Here is a 16,558-nt window from a genome sequence, read left to right on the forward strand (position 1 = left end):
TTTACTTCAGCGGAATCGGCGTGGCCCGGTCCACTGGCACGGCGGTCACGCTGTTCTGCGGTGAGCCGTCGATCAGCCGGTCGGAGTAGGTCAGGTAGACCAGGGTGTTGCGGCGGCTGTCGACCATGCGGACGATGCGCAGTTTCTTGAACACCAGGGAAATGCGTTCGTTGAACACCTCCTCCTGCCGCGCCAGGGGCTTGGCGAAGCTGATGGGGCCGGTCTGGCGGCAGGCGATCGAGGCCTCGGCCTTGTCCTCGGCCAGGCCTAGGCCGCCCTTGATGCCGCCGGTTTTGGCGCGTGACACATAGCAGGTGACGCCCAGCACCTTGGGGTCCTCGTGCGCGTCGACGACCACCTTGTGGTCGGGGCCAATAAGCTTGAACGCGGTGTCGACCTCGCCGACCGGCTCGCTGCGGGCGGCGCCGCTGAGACAGGCGGCCAGCAAGAGCATGGTCAGCGGGGCGCGGCGGGTTCGGGCGAGATGGGCAAGCAATGTCAACACGATGGCAACTCCGGTGTGGAGTGACCAGATTAGCAGGCCTGTTCGTCTTTGCCCTCCAGGGCCGCACGGCTGTCGGCCGGCGCCTGCTCGCGATCGTGCATGCCGTAGTCGCGTATCACCGCAGCAATGCGCAAGCGATAGTCGGCAAACACAGCGCTCCGGCCTTGTGCCTGCCCGCTGCGATGGTGCTCCTGATTTCGCCAGGTCCGCACGGCCGCTTCGTCGCGGAAAAAGGACAGCGACAGCAGCTTGTCCGGCACGCTCAGGCTTTGGAAGCGCTCGATGCTGATGAAGCCCTCGATGTGTTCCAGCCGTGGCCGCAGTGCGGCGGCCATGTCCAGGTAGGTGGCTTGTTGCCCGGGCGCAAGCCGGACTTCAAACAAGACCGCAATCATGTCGAAGCCTCCTGCGCAAACGTGGTTCGTAGCGGCTGCTCGGCGCGAAAGTTGGCGGCCATGGGCAGGCTGGTGCCGCAGTAGTGGCGAAACAGGTAAATCAAGGGCTGCCAGGCCTGCGTGTCGACATGCTGGCTGCCGGGTACGGTGATGTCTTCATGGGCGTGCACGCGCAGGATCTGCAGTTCGACGATGGCGAAACCGCGCGCCTGTGCGGCCTGGACCGGGTCGGCGCTCAGTGGCGAGGCCAGGCGAGCCTCGACTTGCAGCGGGCACTCGGGTGCGCGCTCCGCTTGCAGCAGCTCGGCCCGGCCGGTGGCACGCGCCAGGCGCTCCACCTGTGGCCACTGGCGGGCTGAGGGCAGGTTCAACACGCAGTCCGCATGCCGCTGCAGGTTCAGCCAGGCCTGGCCCTCGAGGCCCAGTCCCAGAACCAGACGGTCGGCCAAGGACCAGACCGAAGAGATCGGAGACAGGTTGCTGCGGCCATCCGGGTTGACCGTGGCCAGCAAAGCCACCGGCGTGCCGAAGTACAGCACCGAGAGACGGATGCTGCGTTGTGCGGGGATGGCGGTCATGTCTGCAGCTCCGTCGGGCAGCCCAAGCGCGGCACACGGGCATGGGCCAGTGCGTGATGCCCTGACGCAGTTGGCGCTAGGGGTGGAGCCCGACCTTCGGTCCGCGCAATCGCCGCCTCTCGCAATGCGCCGCGAGCCAGGGTCAGCGCCAGCTCCTGGCCCGGGCATTGGTGGCGGCCGTGACCGAAGGCCAGGCCGGCACCATCTTCCGGCACTTCGCTGGCCAGAATCAGCAGCAGGGCAGCCCCCCGGGCCAGTGCCGTGCCGCTCAGTTCGCAGGCGCGCAGGGCCCAGCGCCGGGTGTGCTGAATGGCGCCTGGGCATTGCGCATGCCGCAGCAGCTCGGTGTCAGAACCTGGGCCCGCCAGCAGGGCCTGGCCCAGCAGTGCAGCGCCAGCCTCATGGCTTTGCCAGAGCAGGCCCAGGGCTTGCGCCGCGGCGTTCAAGGGCTGCACCTGCAGCGCCCGCCACAGCGGGGCTGGGCCCTGACTGCCCAGGCCTTGACACAAGGCCTCGCAGGCAGCATCGGCGGCGTCCAGTTCGCGCTTCCCCGCATCAGGGCGCAGAGCCAGGGCCAGTGACTGCAGTTGCTGCCGCAACTGGCCTTGCGCGAGTGCGCTGCCCATGGGCAGGCCCAGCAGGGCGGCCAGGCTGGCTGGCAGTGAGGACCATTGCCAGGCGTCCCAGCCCTGCGCCAAGCCTTGCCGCGCCTGCAGGCGCACCTGATCCTGAACGCACTCAAGGCTCAGCGAGGCCAGGGCTTGTTCCAAAGCGCGCCGCTCGCCGGCACGCGCCGGGTCCTCACGCATGCGCAGCCATTGAGAGTAGACGAGGCCAAAGTGCCGCCCGTCCAGCGTGCTGGGCAGGGGCTGGTCCGGTGGGCGCACGCCCAGGTCCGGGTGCTCCAGTGCCTGGCGCAGCAGCGCCGGCGCAGCGACCAGGTAGAGCTGACGCTCGGCGTCGAAATGCAGCGCCTGGCGGCGCAAGGGCCGGTAGAAGTCGTGCAGGGCAGAGAGCTCGTTGCAGGCGGCTGCCGTCAGAACGTTCAATTCGGGCGGGTGGGAGAGGGGGCAGATCGTGGCTGGGTTCATGGGCCGCAGTGTCTGTGTCTCAGCGAATGCATGCTTCGTTTAGCATCGAAGCATGGATGCAGACGCTGTCACCCCGCCCCCGGCCGGTTTCGCCGATCAGGCCTTGGCCGAGATCGCCCAGGCCATGGCCGAGCCCGCGCGGGCACGCATGCTGTGCTGCCTGCTGGATGGCCATGCGCGCACGGCGACCGAGTTGGCTGCCGCAGCGGAGATTGGCGCATCGACGGCCAGTGCTCACCTGAACCGCTTGATTGGCGCCGGCCTGCTGCGCTGCGAGGCCCAAGGCCGGCATCGTTACCACCGCCTGGCCGGCGGTGAGGTCGGTGCAGCGCTGGAGGCCATGCTGGTGCTGGCCGCGCGGCAACGTGAGCAAGCGGCGCCGCCCTTCGAGCCGCGCACGCCACCTGAGTTGCGCGAGGCACGACGCTGTTACGACCATATGGCCGGCGACTGGGCCGTGCGCTGGCATGAACATGTCTTGCGGCAGGGCTGGCTGAGCGAGAAGCCCGATCAGCCACGCAGTTATCAGCTCAGCCCGACCGGCCAGGACGCGCTGGCGGCTTTGGGCCTGGATGTCGGCGCCGCGCTGCAGCAGCGCCGGCGCTTTGCCTGCCCCTGCATGGACTGGAGCGTGCGCCGGCCGCACCTAGGCGGCGCGTTGGGGGCGGCCTGGCTGGCGCTGCTGGAACGCCAAGCCTGGGTGGAAGGCGCACTGGACAGTCGAGCCTTGCGTATCACGGCGCGCGGCCGTGCCGGCTTGCAAGGCTTGCTCAGCGAGGGCTGAGCTGGGCCGCCGCCTTCAGTCCTCGTCCTGAAAGCGCTGGCGGATGTCCAGCACCTCGTCCCAATGTTCAAAGAACACCTGCACGCAGGCAGGGTCGAAATGGCTGCCCGCATGGGCCTTGATGTGGGCCGCGGCGGCTTCCAAGGCCCAGGCCTTTTTGTAGGGCCGCTCGGAGGTCAGCGCATCAAAGACGTCGGCTACGGCGACGATACGGCTGAAGATGGGAATGGCCTCGCCCTTGAGGCCTTGCGGGTAGCCCGTGCCGTCGTACTTCTCGTGGTGGCCCAGCGCGATGGCGGCGCCGGCCTGCAGCACCAGGGAGGAGCTGTCCTTGAGGATCTCGTAGCCATAGCTGGCATGCAACTTCATCACTTCGAACTCTTCCGGCGTCAGGCGGCCGGGCTTGAGCAGGATGCTGTCGGTGATGCCGACCTTGCCGATGTCGTGCATGGGTGCGGCTTCCAGCAGCAGCTCTTGATCGGCCACGGGCAGGCCCAGGCCGCGTGCGATCAGCTCGGAGTAGTGCGCCATGCGCAGGATGTGGGCACCGGTTTCGGGGTCGCGGTACTCGGCTGCTTTGGACAGGCGGATCACGGTCTCGCGCTCGCGCTGGACGATCTGGTTGGTCGCCTTGCGCACCTCCTCGGCCAGCCATTCAGCGCGGTCGGCCAGCTTGGCGCGGGCTTCGTTCAGGGCCTCCAGCGCGGCGTTCGCTTGCTGGCGCGCGGTTTCGGCTGCGGCATAGGCGCCGGCGTTGTCCAGGGCGATGGCGGCATAGGCGGCCAGGGTGCGGAAGATCGACTGCTCGCGCTCGCCGTAGGCATGGCTGTCCACCGACTGCACTGACATCACGCCCAGCAGTCGCTCGCCAATCAGCAGGGGCGAGAACATCATGCTCTGGGTGTCCAGCGGGCCCATCAGATGCTCAGGCGGGTTGTTGCGGGGTGACTGCGGAAAAAACAGTTCGCAACGTTCGCGAGCGCAACGTGCGGTCAGCGACTGCGGGTCATGCAGCGCAATCAGCGGCGAGGGGAAATGGTGGCGCGCCTGGTTGATGAAGGCGGCCTTGAGCGCGTGGCCGCCCGGCTCCAGCAGATAGACGAAGAAGGAGCTCGTGTCCAGCAGCTGGCCCAGATGTCGGTAGAGCGCAGCAAACACGGCGTCGGTATTGAGGCTGCCGGTGATCTCTCGGCCGACGCGCCCCAGGGTCTCCAGGGTGGCGCTGGCCTCTTGCAGTTGCGCGGCGCGCTGGCTTTCGGCCTGGGCCAGGCGGTGGTGGTACTCGGCCTCGGCGCGGGCCAGGGCGCTCTCCTGACGCACCTGCATGGCCATGGCCCGGTTGCGCGCGTCGTCCAGGCGTTTGTTGTCGCGCGCTGCGGCGGCAGCCTGTCCATAATGTCGAGCTTGTGCGGCATCGCCAGCCGCAGCGTAGGCGTTGGCGACTTCATCGAGCAGCTCGCTGGGCAGAATGTAGCCCTTGATGCCATTGGCGATCTGCAGGGCCTGCAGCAGGAAGTGCAAGCTTGCGCTCGGCGCTTGCTGACCCGCAGGCGCGGGCAGGGCGTACTGCAAGTAGAGCTCGGCAAAGACGCGCAGCACCTTGATCTGCTCATCGCCACTGCCCAGCTCGCGTGCCCGCAGCAAGGCGGAGGAAATCTTGCTCAGCGCTTGCTCGGGCTCGCCCAGGCGGCCCAGGGCGCTGGCCTGGCCCCGCCAGCAGCGCAGCAGGTAGAAGAACTCCCCCAGGCTGGCGGCAATCGTCTCCGCCTGCAAAAAGCAATCGAGTGCCGCGGCCGGTTCACCCATGTCCAGAGCCACGTCACCTTGATATTGCAGGGCCAGGCTGTAACGGCTGGCCCCTTGCAACTCGCGCATGGACTCGAGTGCGTCGTTCAGGATGGCGTGGGCCTCGGGCAGGCGCCCAAGCAGGCGCAGCACATTGCCGGTCTGCATCTGTGCGCCGCCCAGTGTGCCCGGCCAGCCGCTGGTCTGCGCTTGGGCGAGGGCCAGCTCATCCCATTCCAGGGCGGCGTCGAGGTCCCCGAGCGAGGCAAAGTTGTCGGCCGCATTGCTGGCCGAGAAGACGGCATGGCGGATCTGGCCGCTTTCCAAGGCGCAATGGTGGGCTTGCAGGAAATGCTTGATGGCCTGACCCAATTCGCCGGTGAAGGTGGCCACCAGGGCGCTGGCGCTGCTGACCCAGGCTTGCGCCGCGGCGGGCAGGGGCAGACTGGAGTCGAACTGGTGGTGCAGTCGAGCGGCCGTGCCGAGCGCGTCACGCCAAGCCGCATGGTTCAGCTGCATGGCCCTGACGACTTGCAGGCGCGCGTTGTCGCCGGCAGCCCGGAAGTCGTCTTGCGCTTGCTTGAGGCAGGCATCGCGGCCTGGGCTGTCACCGCGCTCCGTGCACAGCGACGCACGCAAAATCTGGCCGTCACCGCAGCCGATCCGGTCGCCCAGCTGGGCGAAATTCTCGACCGCCGCTTCGGCGTACTGTTCACTGGCATCGAGCTGGGCAAACAACCAAGCCACCTCACCGAGCACCAAGAGCAGGCGTGCATGGCACGCTTGGCAGCGGCCCTCGTCCCAGTCGACTTGCGTCAGCAGGTCTTCGGCTTCGTTGACCAGCAGCAGCGCTCGTTTGCAGTCTCGCTGGCGCAGGTGCCAGGCCAGGGCCGGGATGACACTCAGCCGTTCGGTACCGTGGAGTGTGCTCAGCCTGGTTTCGAGGCTGATGACTTCAGGGTCGAGAGCAAACAATTCCATGGCGGGCAAATGGGCCTCCCTCGGCTGGGGCTGCGGTCTGGGTCAGCGCCCAGTATCTGCTCGAAGGCCGCTGCCGAATTCATGTTCGGGGCCGATTCGTCAAGTATTGCAGGCGGGCCCGCTTTTCCACGCCACCGCCTTAGACGGTCAACTTGCGTGCGCTGCCCAGATAGGTTTCGGCCACGCGGCCGTCGCCGGCCAGCGTGGCGGCCGGGCCTTGCAAGGCGATGGCGCCGGTTTCCAGCACATAGCCGTAGTCGGCCACCTCCAGCGCAGCGCGGGCGTTCTGCTCCACCAGCAGCACGCTGACGCCCCGTTCGCGCAAGGTCTTTACGATGCGGAAGATCTCTTTCACCACCAGCGGGGCCAGGCCCAGGCTGGGCTCGTCCAGCATCAGCACCTTGGGCCGAGCCATCAGTGCGCGTCCCACGGCCAGCATCTGGCGCTCGCCGCCGGATAAGGTGCCGGCCGGTTGTTCGCGCCGTTCCTGCAAACGCGGGAACAGCTCGAAGACCTGCGTCAGCTGCTCGCGCCAGTCGCGCTGGCCCAGGCGCAGCGGCCGGTAGCCGCCGAGCAGCAGGTTGTCTTCCACGCTCATTGTGGTGAAAAGCTCGCGCTTTTCCGGCACCAGGGCCAGGCCGCGCATCACACGTTCTTCCAGGCTCAGGCCGGCGATGTCTTCGCCGTCCAGCAGGACGCGGCCGCGTGCAGGCAGCACGCCCATCAAGGCATTCAGCGTGGTGCTCTTGCCGGCGCCGTTGGGGCCGATCACGGTGACCACCTGGCCGGCCGGCAGGTCCAGATCGAGGCCGCTGAGCACCTCGGCGCGGCCATAGCCGGCGTGCAGGCCGCGCACGCTCAGCAAGGGTGGTTTGGAGCTCATGGGTTCACAGTCCTGGCAGAGGCGTTCAATGTTCGGTTCCGAGGTAGGCCGCGCGCACCTCGGGGCTGGCCTGCACTTCGGCCGGCGTGCCTTCGATCAGCTTGGTGCCGAACTCCATCACCACCAGGCGGTCGGTCAAGCCCATCACGAATTCCATGTCGTGCTCGACCAGCAGCACGCTCAGGCCTTCGCGCTGCAGCTGGCGCAGCACCTCAGCCAGGGCTTGTTTTTCCTTGTGGCGCAGGCCGGCGGCGGGCTCGTCCAGCAGCAGCAGGGAGGGGTCGCTGCACATGGCGCGGGCGATCTCCATCAGGCGCTGCGGGCCCAGGGCCAGATTGCCGGCCAGCTCATGCGCTTGCTCGGCCATGCCGATGCGGCGCAGCTGCAGCTCGGCCTCGCGGAACAGACGCTGCTCCTCGGCGCGGTCGAGGCGCAAGAGGGCGCGCAGCGTGCCGCTGTGGCCGCGCAGATAGGCGCCCAGGGCCACGTTCTCCAGCACCGTCATCTCGGCCATCATCTTGACGTGCTGAAAAGTGCGCGAAACGCCGCGCCGGGCGATCTCGCGCGAGGGGAGTCCAGACACGTCCTCGCCGCGAAAGTGCACCGAGCCGCCGCTGGCCGGCAGCACGCCGGTGATGAGGTTGAAGGTGGTGGATTTGCCGGCGCCGTTGGGGCCGATCAGGCCGATGATTTCGCCGGCCCGGATGCCGAAGCTGACATCGTTGACCGCCACCAGGCCGCCGAACTGTTTGCGCAGGCGTTCGACCTGCAAGAGCGGCTCGCCCGCCTGCGGCTTGGCGCGCTGGGGCAGGGGCTCCGCATCGATCCAATCCTGCGCTCGGCCCTGGCTGGGCCACCAGCGCTGCAGCAGCTGCTGGGCATAGGGCCAGAGCCCGCGCGGCGCATGCTGCAGCACCAGCACCAGCACGATGCCCAGCACGATGATCTCGAAATTGCCATTGCTGCCGAGCAGGGCGGGCAGCAGCTCTTTCAGCTGGTCTTCCACCAGCTTGAACACCCCGGCGCCGACAAAGGCGCCCCAGACGCTGGACACGCCGCCGACCACGGCCATGAACAGGTACTCGATGCCCATCTTCAGGCCGAAGGGGCTGGGGTTGACCGTGCGCTGCACATGGGCGAACAGCCAGCCCGAGGTGGAGGCCAGCAGGGCCGCCAGCACGAAGATGATGACCTTGTAGCGGAAGGTGGACACGCCCATGGCCTCGGCCATGGTGACGCCGCCGTTCAGCGCACGGATGGCGCGGCCCGGTCGCGAGTCCAGCAGATTGCGCACCGCCAGCGCCGCCAGCAGGGCGATGCCCCAGATCAGGCCGTAGATGGCGCGGCCGTCCTGCAGGCTGAGGCCGAAGAGTTGCAGCGCCGGCAGGCCGAGGATGCCGTCGTACTTGCCCAGTAGCTCGAGGTTGGCCATGCTGAAGTTGAGGCTCAGCGCCCAGGCGATGGTCGCCAGGGGCAGGTAGTGGCCTGACATGCGCAGCGTCAGCAGGGCCAGCAACCAGGCCACGCCGCCGGTCAGCAGCCAGCCGGCCAGCAGGCCCAGCCAGGGCGAGAGGCCGAACTGCGTGCTCAGCACCGCCGTACTGTAGGCGCCCAGGCCCACAAACGCGGCCTGGCCGAAAGAGGTCAGGCCGCCCACGCCAGTCAGCAGCACCAGGCCCAGGCTGACCAGGGTGAACATGCCGATGTAGTTGAGCTGGGTGATCCAGAACTCGGGCACCGGCAGCAGGGGCAAGGAGAAGAGCAGGGCCAGGCCGAGTGCTGCGGGCAGGGTATGTCGATTCAGGCGCATCGTCGTCGGGGCTCTTCAGTGCTCGTCTTGGTGCGGATTGCGCAAGGAGCGCCACAGCAGCACCGGCAGGATGGAGGTGAAGACGATCACCTCCTTGAAGGCGCTGGCCCAGAAGGAGCTGAAGGACTCCAGCAGCCCCACAAGCACCGCGCCCAGCGCCGCGCCGGGATAGCTGGCCAGGCCGGCGAAGACGGCGGCGACGAAGCCTTTCAGGCCGATCAGAAAGCCGCTGTCGTAAAAAATTGTCGTGGTCGGGCTGATCAGCACGCCCGAGAGCGCGCCGATGAAGGCCGCCATGGCCAGGGACAGGCGTCCTGCCGAGTTGCTGGAGATGCCCATCAGTCGGGCGCCCAGGCGGTTCACCGCCGTGGCTCGTAAGGCCTTGCCGTAGAGGCTGCGCTCGAAGAACAGCCAGAGCAGAACGATGAGGGCCAGCGAGGCCAGCAAGATGATCACCGTCTGCCCGGCAATGAAGAGCGGGCCGAGGGTGATGCTGCTGTCCCAGAAGCTGGGGTTGCGCGAGCCTTCGGCGCCAAAGAACAGCAGGCCCAGGCCGGTCAGGCTGAAATGCACGCCCACAGACACGATCAGCAGCACCAGCACCGAGGCATCGGCCAGGGGCTGGTAGGCGAGGCGGTAGAGCAGGGGGCCCATGGGCGTGACGATGGCCAGGGTCAGCAGCACCTGCAGCAGCAGTGGCAATTGCAGTGGCGCCGCCCACCAGGCCAGAGCCCCCAGGGCGACGGGCAATGCAGCCGCTTTGACCACTCGGATCAGCATCGGGGCGGTAGCCTCACCCGCACGCCAGCCGGCCCAAAGGTCCAGCAGCGCCACCAGAGCCGCCAAGCTCAGCAAAAACACCACAGTGCCGGGGCGCTGGCCTTGCTGCAGAGCGGCCAAGGTGAGCGCCCCGAAGGCTACGAACTCACCTTGCGGAATGAAAATCACCCGGGTCACGGTGAACACCAGCACGGTGGCCAGGGCCAGCAGGGCGTAGATGGCGCCATTACTCAGGCCGTCGAGCATCAGGATGCTGGCAATCGATAAATCCATGGAGGGCTTGGCTCGGAGCTCGCGGCAGGGCGCTGGAGCCCCGACTCTAATCAAGCCCGGCAGGCCGGCAGCTCGGGGCAGGGCCGCATTGACAAACGCGCACGCTGAAGCAGGTGTGAGGGACAGCCGCTAGACTGGTTCGTTTCGACCTCCTTGCCTCTGTCCTTGTCATGCTCGGTCTTGCCCCTCTGCTAGAAATCGATGGCCATTTGGCCCGCATCACGCTGCGGCGGCCCCGCTTGGCCAATCGGCTGGAGCCCAGCGATCTGCAGTGTTTGCAGCAGCAATTGCAGCAGGTGAACGAACGCCCGGAACTGCGTGTGCTGCTGCTGCGCGGCGAAGGCCGGCATTTCTGCAGCGGCTTCAATATCGGTGCTGTGCCGGGGCTCGATGCGGGCGCCCTGTTTGAGCAACTCAGCGATGCCTGGGAAAACGCCCGGCCGGTGACCGTGGCACAGATCCAGGGCGGGGTCTACGGCGGCGCCACCGACCTGGCGCTGGCCTGCGACTTTCGCCTCGGCCAGCCGGCCTGCGAAATGTTTGTGCCGGCGGCCCGGCTGGGCCTGCATTTCTATCGCGGCGGCATGGAGCGCTACGTCAGCCGCCTCGGCCTGCCCTGGGCCAAAAAAGTCCTACTGGCTGGCGCCACGCTCGATGCGGATGAGATGCTGCGCAGTGGCTTTCTCGACCAATTGCTGCCCGACGCGGCAGCGCTCGAGGCTGCGACCGAGGTCCTGTTGGCCCAGTTGCTGGCCATGGCGCCGCTGGCGCTGCTGGGCATGAAAAAACACTTGAATGCCATTGCTCGTGGCAGGTTGGACTCGTCGGCTTTGCAAGCGGATGTGGCTGAGGCCAATGCTTCGGAGGATCTGGCCGAGGGTGTGGCAGCCTGGCAAGAGTGCCGCAAGCCTCGTTTTCAGGGCCGTTGAGCGGACCGGAAACGCTTCGTGGCGGGTGGATTTGTGCCGAGGTCAACGCTGTTCTAGGGGAATCCCCTCCCTCTGTGTCTGGGGCCGTCTGAGTGCTACCGTGCCGGATTGGCCTCCAGATAGTGGAAAATAGAGGGGTTGGCTCAGGTGGCCGGCTGCTTCGGAGACGGAGTCATCGGCCCACCCTGGCAAGCTCCTACTAACTCACTATCAGGACCGACGTGGCCAAGGACAGTACTAAAACGACCATCGAAGCCGATGGTCTGCGTTACCGCTCTAAAGCACCAGGTTCGCCGTTCGCGGCGACCTCTTCCTTTGGTGCCGCAACCATGTCGTGCTTTTTGTGCGGCAAGCATCGTCCGCGTGCGATGCTGAAATCCAAGAAGCTCTTGGGCAAGTCGCAGCCGGTCTGCGCACCGTCGTGCAAGGAGCTCGACGAACAACTCAGCAAGGGCTGAGCCGGGCGCGAATGCGCCCTTTACGCGGTGCGCTGCTTCAGACCTGCTGTCTGAAGCAGCGGCCGCACACCGCCCGATAGCGGGCGTTGCCGCCAATTTCCACTTGATTGCCTTCGGTGACCTTGCGATTGTTGGCGTCCACGCGCATATTCATTGTTGCCTTGCGGCCGCAGTTGCAGATGGTCTTCATCTCGTCCATCTCGTCCGCCAGGGCCAGCAAGGTGGCGGAGCCAGGGAACAGCTCGCCCTGAAAATCGGTGCGCAAGCCGTAGCAGATCACCGGCACATTGCGTACATGCGCCAGTTCATGCAGCGCCCAAACCTGGGGCTTGAGCAGAAACTGAGCCTCGTCGATCAAGACGCAGGACACCTCAGGCAGTTGCAGCGCCATCGCCAAGAAATCGGTTTCCGGACCGAAGACCTCGGCCTCACGTTGCGGCCCCAACCGTGAGGTGATGGTGCCGCGACCATAGCGATCGTCCAGTCGCGCGGTGAAGAGTCGCACGCCGTGGCCGCGTTCCTCGTAGTTGTGTGCCACTTGCAGCAGGGCGGTGGACTTGCCGGCATTCATGGCTGCGTAGCGAAAGAACAGTTTGGCCATATCGGGGTTTTGAGTGGCAAAAGTGGTGGAGAGTCTGCCCGGGAGGGCTGATTGGAGCGGCCAGCGCCCGCATATGAGGGGGGTGGACCCGTTGGCGAGCGCGATTGTGACAAAACCTGGGGCAAGCGAGGTAGTCAAAGCCGCTCCGAGCCGCCTACTATGGTTCAGAGGGCAGAGGAAAGCAGTCCAGCACATCCAGGCCTAGGCGCCCCTCGCGCTGATGGTCGGCACCGTGAACCCGCGACAACAATGAGCAAAGACACCTACACCAGCGTCAGTGACAACGGTCTGCGTTACGAGTCCAAACTGGGCGGCTCGCCTTTCCTAGGTAGCGGCCACACCCGCTCCTGCTTCAAGTGCGGCAAGCACCGCACTCCCAACAATTTGCAGTCCAAGCGTGTCCTCGGCCGCACCGAAGTGGTGTGTAAACCGGCTTGCGCCAAACCCAAAGATCAGGCTTGAGGGCCCGGCTCCGCGACGGCGGGCAGCCGCCAAGAGTCCGGACTCATGATGACGAGCCCCTGGGCTCGGGCGCGTTTGGCCAGGGCAAGTACGGCCCGGTCACGTGAAAACAGCCATTGGGCGCCCTGGGAGATCGCCAGATCAATGAACTTTTGATCGTCTGGATCCCGGCAAATCAGGCGCACGGCCGGTGGGCTGGCTGCCTCAACCATGTGGCACAAGCGCGCGAAATGGTCTTCGATCCAAACGAGGTCGGGTTCAAAGGCGGCGGCAACGCCGCGCGCGAGCACGTGGTGCAGTTCATCGAGCATGGCGGGCTGGCCGATCCAGCGCAGCTGTCCATGGTTGACGGCCGCAGCCAGAGTGCTGACTCGTGCGTCCCGAAAAACCAGCCAGTCCATCACCACTTGGGTGTCGATGACGGCTTGGAGCGGGCGCGCGCCTGAATTCGGATCTCGGAGCATCAAAGGTTCAATGGTGTGAGCGGTTCAAATCTGGGTGAGCTCAGCGGTCTCCGGCCGAGTTTGCGTGCGTGGGCTTGGCGCCGCGCGCCGCAGCATAGCTGCTCGTGAGCCGAGTGCTTGTGCCATTTCGGCAATGTGTTCTACAATCGTGGGCTCTTCAGCAGGCCTTGCTGAGAATTTTCCATGGATTTACGGAAAACTGCCGGCGGTGATTTGTCCTGTCGGCCGCTTCGTTCTTGAGTCTTTGTGAGGGTTTCAGGCGTGTGTCGCATCCCGCGTAGGTGCCGGGTGCGCAGCGTCAGCCAGTCAAGGTTTGCGCTCATCCTGAGTGATGCTGCTGAAGTGTGTGACTTCAAACGGGAACAAGTTACTTATGCCAACCATCAATCAGCTCGTGCGCCACGGCCGTCAGGCCGAGGTCACGAAATCCAAGTCGCCGGCAATGCAGAATTGCCCGCAGCGCCGCGGCGTTTGCACCCGCGTGTACACCACGACTCCGAAGAAGCCTAACTCGGCTCTGCGTAAGGTTGCCAAGGTGCGCCTGACCAACGGTTTCGAGGTCATCTCCTACATCGGCGGTGAAGGCCACAACCTGCAAGAGCACAGCGTGGTGCTGGTGCGCGGCGGTCGTGTCAAGGACTTGCCGGGTGTGCGTTACCACATCGTGCGCGGTTCGCTGGACTTGCAAGGCGTGAAAGACCGCAAGCAGTCGCGTTCCAAGTACGGCGCGAAGCGTCCGAAGAAGTAATCAAAGAGTCATGTCGGCCCGGCATATTGCTGGCGCTAGACGTTTTTGCGGTTCCTGCCATTCCCATGTTTGGCAATGACCGAGTAAGTGGATGCCCCCAGAAGTCGGTGGTCATCCGAAGGTGCAGGGCATTTGCCCGTACCCACTGAAGCAAGAGGAAGAATCCCATGCCACGTCGTCGCGAAGTACCCAAGCGCGAGATCCTGCCTGATCCCAAGTTCGGCAATGTTGATCTGTCCAAGTTCATGAACGTCATCATGGAATCGGGCAAGAAGGCCGTTGCAGAGCGCATCATCTACGGTGCCCTGGAACAAGTCGAAAAGAAGGTTGGCAAGGACCCGCTGGAAGTGTTCCTGGTTGCCTTGAACAACGTCAAGCCGATGGTCGAAGTGAAGTCCCGCCGCGTTGGCGGTGCGAACTACCAAGTTCCCGTGGAAGTTCGTCCCGTCCGCCGGATGGCTTTGGCCATGCGTTGGTTGAAGGAATCGGCCCGCAAGCGTGGTGAAAAATCCATGTCGCAGCGTCTGGCCAATGAGTTGCTGGAAGCAGCTGAAGGCCGTGGCGGCGCCATGAAGAAGCGTGACGAAGTTCACCGCATGGCAGAAGCCAACAAGGCCTTCTCGCACTTCCGCTTCTAAACTAGTTTGATTCAGCCGCCCCGGGTTTCTACTGACCCGTTGGCGGCTCCTGCCTTTCTGGAGTGACATCATGGCACGCAAGACCCCCATCGAGCGCTACCGCAATATCGGTATCTCGGCGCACATCGACGCTGGCAAGACCACGACGACCGAGCGGATCCTCTTCTACACCGGTGTGAACCACAAGATCGGTGAAGTGCATGATGGCGCTGCCACCATGGACTGGATGGAGCAAGAGCAAGAGCGCGGCATCACGATCACATCGGCTGCCACGACCTGCTTCTGGAAGGGCATGGACGCTTCGCGCGCCGAGCACCGCATCAACATCATTGACACCCCCGGACACGTGGACTTCACCATTGAAGTCGAGCGCTCGATGCGCGTCTTGGACGGTGCCTGCATGGTGTACTGCGCCGTGGGCGGCGTGCAGCCGCAGTCGGAAACCGTCTGGCGCCAAGCCAACAAGTACAAGGTGCCTCGTTTGGCCTTTGTCAACAAGATGGACCGCACGGGCGCGAACTTCTACAAGGTCTATGACCAGATGAAGACTCGCCTGAAGGCCAATCCTGTGCCGGTGGTGCTGCCGATTGGTGCAGAAGAGAACTTCAAGGGCGTGATCGACCTGACCGTCATGAAGGCCATCTACTGGGACGAAGCGTCCCAGGGCATGAAGTTCGACTACCGCGACATCCCCGCTGAAATGCAGGCTGACGCCCAGAAATGGCGCGACAACCTGGTGGAAGCCGCCGCCGAGTCGAACGAAGACATGATGAACAAGTACCTGGAAACCGGTGAGCTCAGCGACGCTGAAATCATGCAGGGCATCCGTGCACGTACTTTGGCTGCCGAAATCCAGCCGATGTTCTGCGGTACCGCATTCAAGAACAAGGGCGTGCAGCGCATGCTGGACGGCGTGATTGACTTCATGCCTTCGCCGATCGACGTCCCGCCAGTTCCTGGCACCGACGAAGATGACCAGCCCGCAACCCGCGAAGCTTCGGACAGCGCCAAGTTCTCGGCTCTGGCCTTCAAGCTGATGACCGACCCGTATGTCGGTCAGCTGACCTTTGTGCGCGTCTACTCGGGCGTGCTGAAGTCGGGCGACTCGGTGTTCAACCCGATTCGCGGCAAGAAGGAGCGTATCGGTCGTATTCTGCAGATGCACGCCAACCAGCGTGAAGAAATCTCGGAAATTCTGGCCGGTGACATCGCAGCTTGCGTGGGCCTGAAGGATGTGACGACCGGCGAAACGCTGTGCGATCCGGAATCGATCATCACCTTGGAAAAGATGGTGTTCCCGGAGCCGGTGATTTCGCAGGCTGTTGAGCCGAAGACCAAGGCTGACCAGGAAAAGATGGGCATCGCCCTGGGCCGTCTGGCCAAGGAAGATCCATCCTTCCGTCTGCGTACCGATGAAGAATCGGGTCAGACCATCATTTCCGGCATGGGCGAGCTCCACCTGGAAATCATTGTCGACCGCATGAAGCGCGAATTCGGCGTGGAAGCCAACGTCGGCAAGCCGCAAGTGGCCTACCGCGAAACCATCCGCAAGTCGGCCACCGACGTGGAAGGTAAGTTCGTGCGCCAGTCGGGCGGTAAGGGTCAGTATGGCCACGTCGTGCTGACGGTCGAACCGCAAGAAGCAGGCAAGGGCTTCGAGTTCGTCGACGCCATCAAGGGCGGTGTGGTTCCTCGCGAATTCATCCCTGCCGTGGAAAAGGGCATCATCGACAGCCTGCCGAATGGTGTGCTGGCCGGTTTCCCGGTCGTGGACGTGAAGGTCACGCTGACTTTCGGTTCGTACCATGAAGTGGACTCGAACGAAAACGCCTTCAAGATGGCCGCTTCGATGGGTTTCAAGGACGGCTGCCGCAAGGCTTCGCCGGTGATCCTGGAGCCGATGATGGCCGTGGAAGTTGAGACGCCTGAAGACTACGCCGGTAACGTGATGGGCGATCTGTCCAGCCGCCGCGGCATGGTTCAGGGCATGGACGACATGGTCGGTGGCGGCAAGGTCATCAAGGCCGAAGTTCCGCTGTCGGAAATGTTCGGCTACTCGACGACCCTGCGCTCGGCCACACAAGGCCGCGCCACCTACACCATGGAGTTCAAGCACTACAGCGAAGCTCCGAAGAACGTGGCTGACGCCATCATCACCGCACGCGGTAAGTGATGCACCTGAAGCGCTGAATCCAGGCTGGATTCAGCGCTTCTCCTCATTCGAGAACGTCTTCGTCAAGTGCTGCCCGGTTGCCAGTCGCCGGGATTGAATGCCTTGACGGAAACGCTAAACCCTGAGACTGGCGACCTGTTCTTTTTGGAGCAATTGCAATGGCAAAGAGTAAATTTGAGCGCACCAAGCCGCACGTCAACGTCGGCACCATCGGTCACGT

17 protein-coding genes are annotated in these 16,558 nt (G+C 64.7%); 7 read left to right on the forward strand and 10 right to left on the reverse strand.

Annotated features, from left to right (window positions below; translation table 11 throughout):
• Position 1: 1 nt before the first annotated feature.
• The 4 genes from LNV23_RS23450 to LNV23_RS23465 all read right to left on the reverse strand — a co-directional run bounded on the left by LNV23_RS23450 (position 2) and on the right by LNV23_RS23465 (position 2,569).
• Entirely contained in the window at positions 2-454 is a 453-nt protein-coding gene (locus LNV23_RS23450) for a CreA family protein (protein ID WP_263565187.1), read from the reverse strand.
• 80 nt (positions 455-534) lie between these two features.
• Positions 535-900 carry an antibiotic biosynthesis monooxygenase family protein gene (locus LNV23_RS23455; protein WP_263565176.1) on the reverse strand — a complete coding sequence of 122 codons (366 nt, stop codon included), beginning with the start codon at positions 898-900 and terminating at the stop codon, positions 535-537.
• On the reverse strand, positions 897-1,478 hold the full coding sequence (locus tag LNV23_RS23460; protein WP_263565177.1) for a flavin reductase family protein: 582 nt from the start codon (positions 1,476-1,478) through the stop codon (positions 897-899). Before LNV23_RS23460 ends, LNV23_RS23455 begins: the two co-directional genes overlap by 4 nt.
• Entirely contained in the window at positions 1,475-2,569 is a 1,095-nt protein-coding gene (locus LNV23_RS23465) for a cytochrome P450 family protein (RefSeq protein WP_263565178.1), read from the reverse strand. Before LNV23_RS23465 ends, LNV23_RS23460 begins: the two co-directional genes overlap by 4 nt.
• A 52-nt stretch (positions 2,570-2,621) precedes the next feature.
• On the opposite strand from LNV23_RS23465, the gene LNV23_RS23470 reads away from it, so the two are divergent.
• The gene (locus LNV23_RS23470; protein ID WP_263565179.1) at positions 2,622-3,353 is read left to right on the forward strand and encodes an ArsR/SmtB family transcription factor; all 732 of its coding nucleotides are present in this window, start codon (positions 2,622-2,624) and stop codon (positions 3,351-3,353) included.
• 15 nt (positions 3,354-3,368) lie between these two features.
• On the opposite strand, the gene LNV23_RS23475 is transcribed toward LNV23_RS23470, so the two are convergent.
• The 4 genes from LNV23_RS23475 to LNV23_RS23490 form a co-directional block, all read right to left on the reverse strand.
• Complete coding sequence (locus LNV23_RS23475) at positions 3,369-6,119, reverse strand: HD domain-containing phosphohydrolase (RefSeq protein ID WP_263565180.1); 2,751 nt, start codon at positions 6,117-6,119, stop codon at positions 3,369-3,371.
• Between the two features lie 139 nt (positions 6,120-6,258).
• Positions 6,259-7,002, reverse strand: coding sequence for an ABC transporter ATP-binding protein (locus LNV23_RS23480; protein ID WP_263565181.1), 744 nt, complete (start codon positions 7,000-7,002; stop codon positions 6,259-6,261).
• 25 nt (positions 7,003-7,027) lie between these two features.
• Positions 7,028-8,812 carry a branched-chain amino acid ABC transporter ATP-binding protein/permease gene (locus LNV23_RS23485; protein WP_263565182.1) on the reverse strand — a complete coding sequence of 595 codons (1,785 nt, stop codon included), beginning with the start codon at positions 8,810-8,812 and terminating at the stop codon, positions 7,028-7,030.
• A gap of 15 nt (positions 8,813-8,827) precedes the next feature.
• Complete coding sequence (locus tag LNV23_RS23490) at positions 8,828-9,865, reverse strand: branched-chain amino acid ABC transporter permease (protein WP_263565183.1); 1,038 nt, start codon at positions 9,863-9,865, stop codon at positions 8,828-8,830.
• A 170-nt stretch (positions 9,866-10,035) separates the two neighbouring features.
• Between LNV23_RS23490 and LNV23_RS23495 the strand changes: the two genes are divergently transcribed.
• Positions 10,036-10,794: an enoyl-CoA hydratase/isomerase family protein gene (locus tag LNV23_RS23495; RefSeq protein WP_263565184.1), complete on the forward strand. Its 759-nt coding sequence runs from the start codon at positions 10,036-10,038 to the stop codon at positions 10,792-10,794.
• 221 nt (positions 10,795-11,015) lie between these two features.
• A complete protein-coding gene (locus tag LNV23_RS23500) occupies positions 11,016-11,252 on the forward strand; it encodes a hypothetical protein (protein WP_102766008.1) in 237 nt (78 codons plus the stop codon).
• Positions 11,253-11,289: 37 nt separating this feature from the next.
• On the opposite strand, the gene LNV23_RS23505 is transcribed toward LNV23_RS23500, so the two are convergent.
• The gene (locus LNV23_RS23505; RefSeq protein WP_263565185.1) at positions 11,290-11,853 is read right to left on the reverse strand and encodes a thymidine kinase; all 564 of its coding nucleotides are present in this window, start codon (positions 11,851-11,853) and stop codon (positions 11,290-11,292) included.
• A gap of 249 nt (positions 11,854-12,102) precedes the next feature.
• Between LNV23_RS23505 and LNV23_RS23510 the strand changes: the two genes are divergently transcribed.
• The gene (locus LNV23_RS23510; protein WP_263520972.1) at positions 12,103-12,315 is read left to right on the forward strand and encodes a hypothetical protein; all 213 of its coding nucleotides are present in this window, start codon (positions 12,103-12,105) and stop codon (positions 12,313-12,315) included.
• Here LNV23_RS23510 and LNV23_RS23515 read toward each other — a convergent pair.
• Positions 12,306-12,779 (reverse strand): putative toxin-antitoxin system toxin component, PIN family, encoded by a 474-nt coding sequence (locus tag LNV23_RS23515; RefSeq protein ID WP_263565186.1) that lies wholly within the window; start codon positions 12,777-12,779, stop codon positions 12,306-12,308. The genes LNV23_RS23510 and LNV23_RS23515 overlap by 10 nt on opposite strands.
• A gap of 373 nt (positions 12,780-13,152) precedes the next feature.
• Here LNV23_RS23515 and rpsL point away from each other — a divergent pair, with 373 nt between their 5' ends.
• From rpsL to fusA, 3 genes are all read left to right on the forward strand, one after another.
• The gene (gene rpsL, locus LNV23_RS23520; protein ID WP_102766011.1) at positions 13,153-13,527 is read left to right on the forward strand and encodes a 30S ribosomal protein S12; all 375 of its coding nucleotides are present in this window, start codon (positions 13,153-13,155) and stop codon (positions 13,525-13,527) included.
• Positions 13,528-13,694: 167 nt separating this feature from the next.
• Positions 13,695-14,165, forward strand: coding sequence for a 30S ribosomal protein S7 (gene rpsG, locus LNV23_RS23525; RefSeq protein WP_102766012.1), 471 nt, complete (start codon positions 13,695-13,697; stop codon positions 14,163-14,165).
• 70 nt (positions 14,166-14,235) lie between these two features.
• Positions 14,236-16,338: an elongation factor G gene (gene fusA / locus LNV23_RS23530; RefSeq protein ID WP_263521009.1), complete on the forward strand. Its 2,103-nt coding sequence runs from the start codon at positions 14,236-14,238 to the stop codon at positions 16,336-16,338.
• The last annotated feature ends 220 nt before the right edge of the window (positions 16,339-16,558 follow it).

This window comes from Kinneretia sp. DJ1R-11, assembly GCF_025717595.1.
Classification (GTDB): Bacteria; Pseudomonadota; Gammaproteobacteria; order Burkholderiales; family Burkholderiaceae_C; genus Paucibacter_A.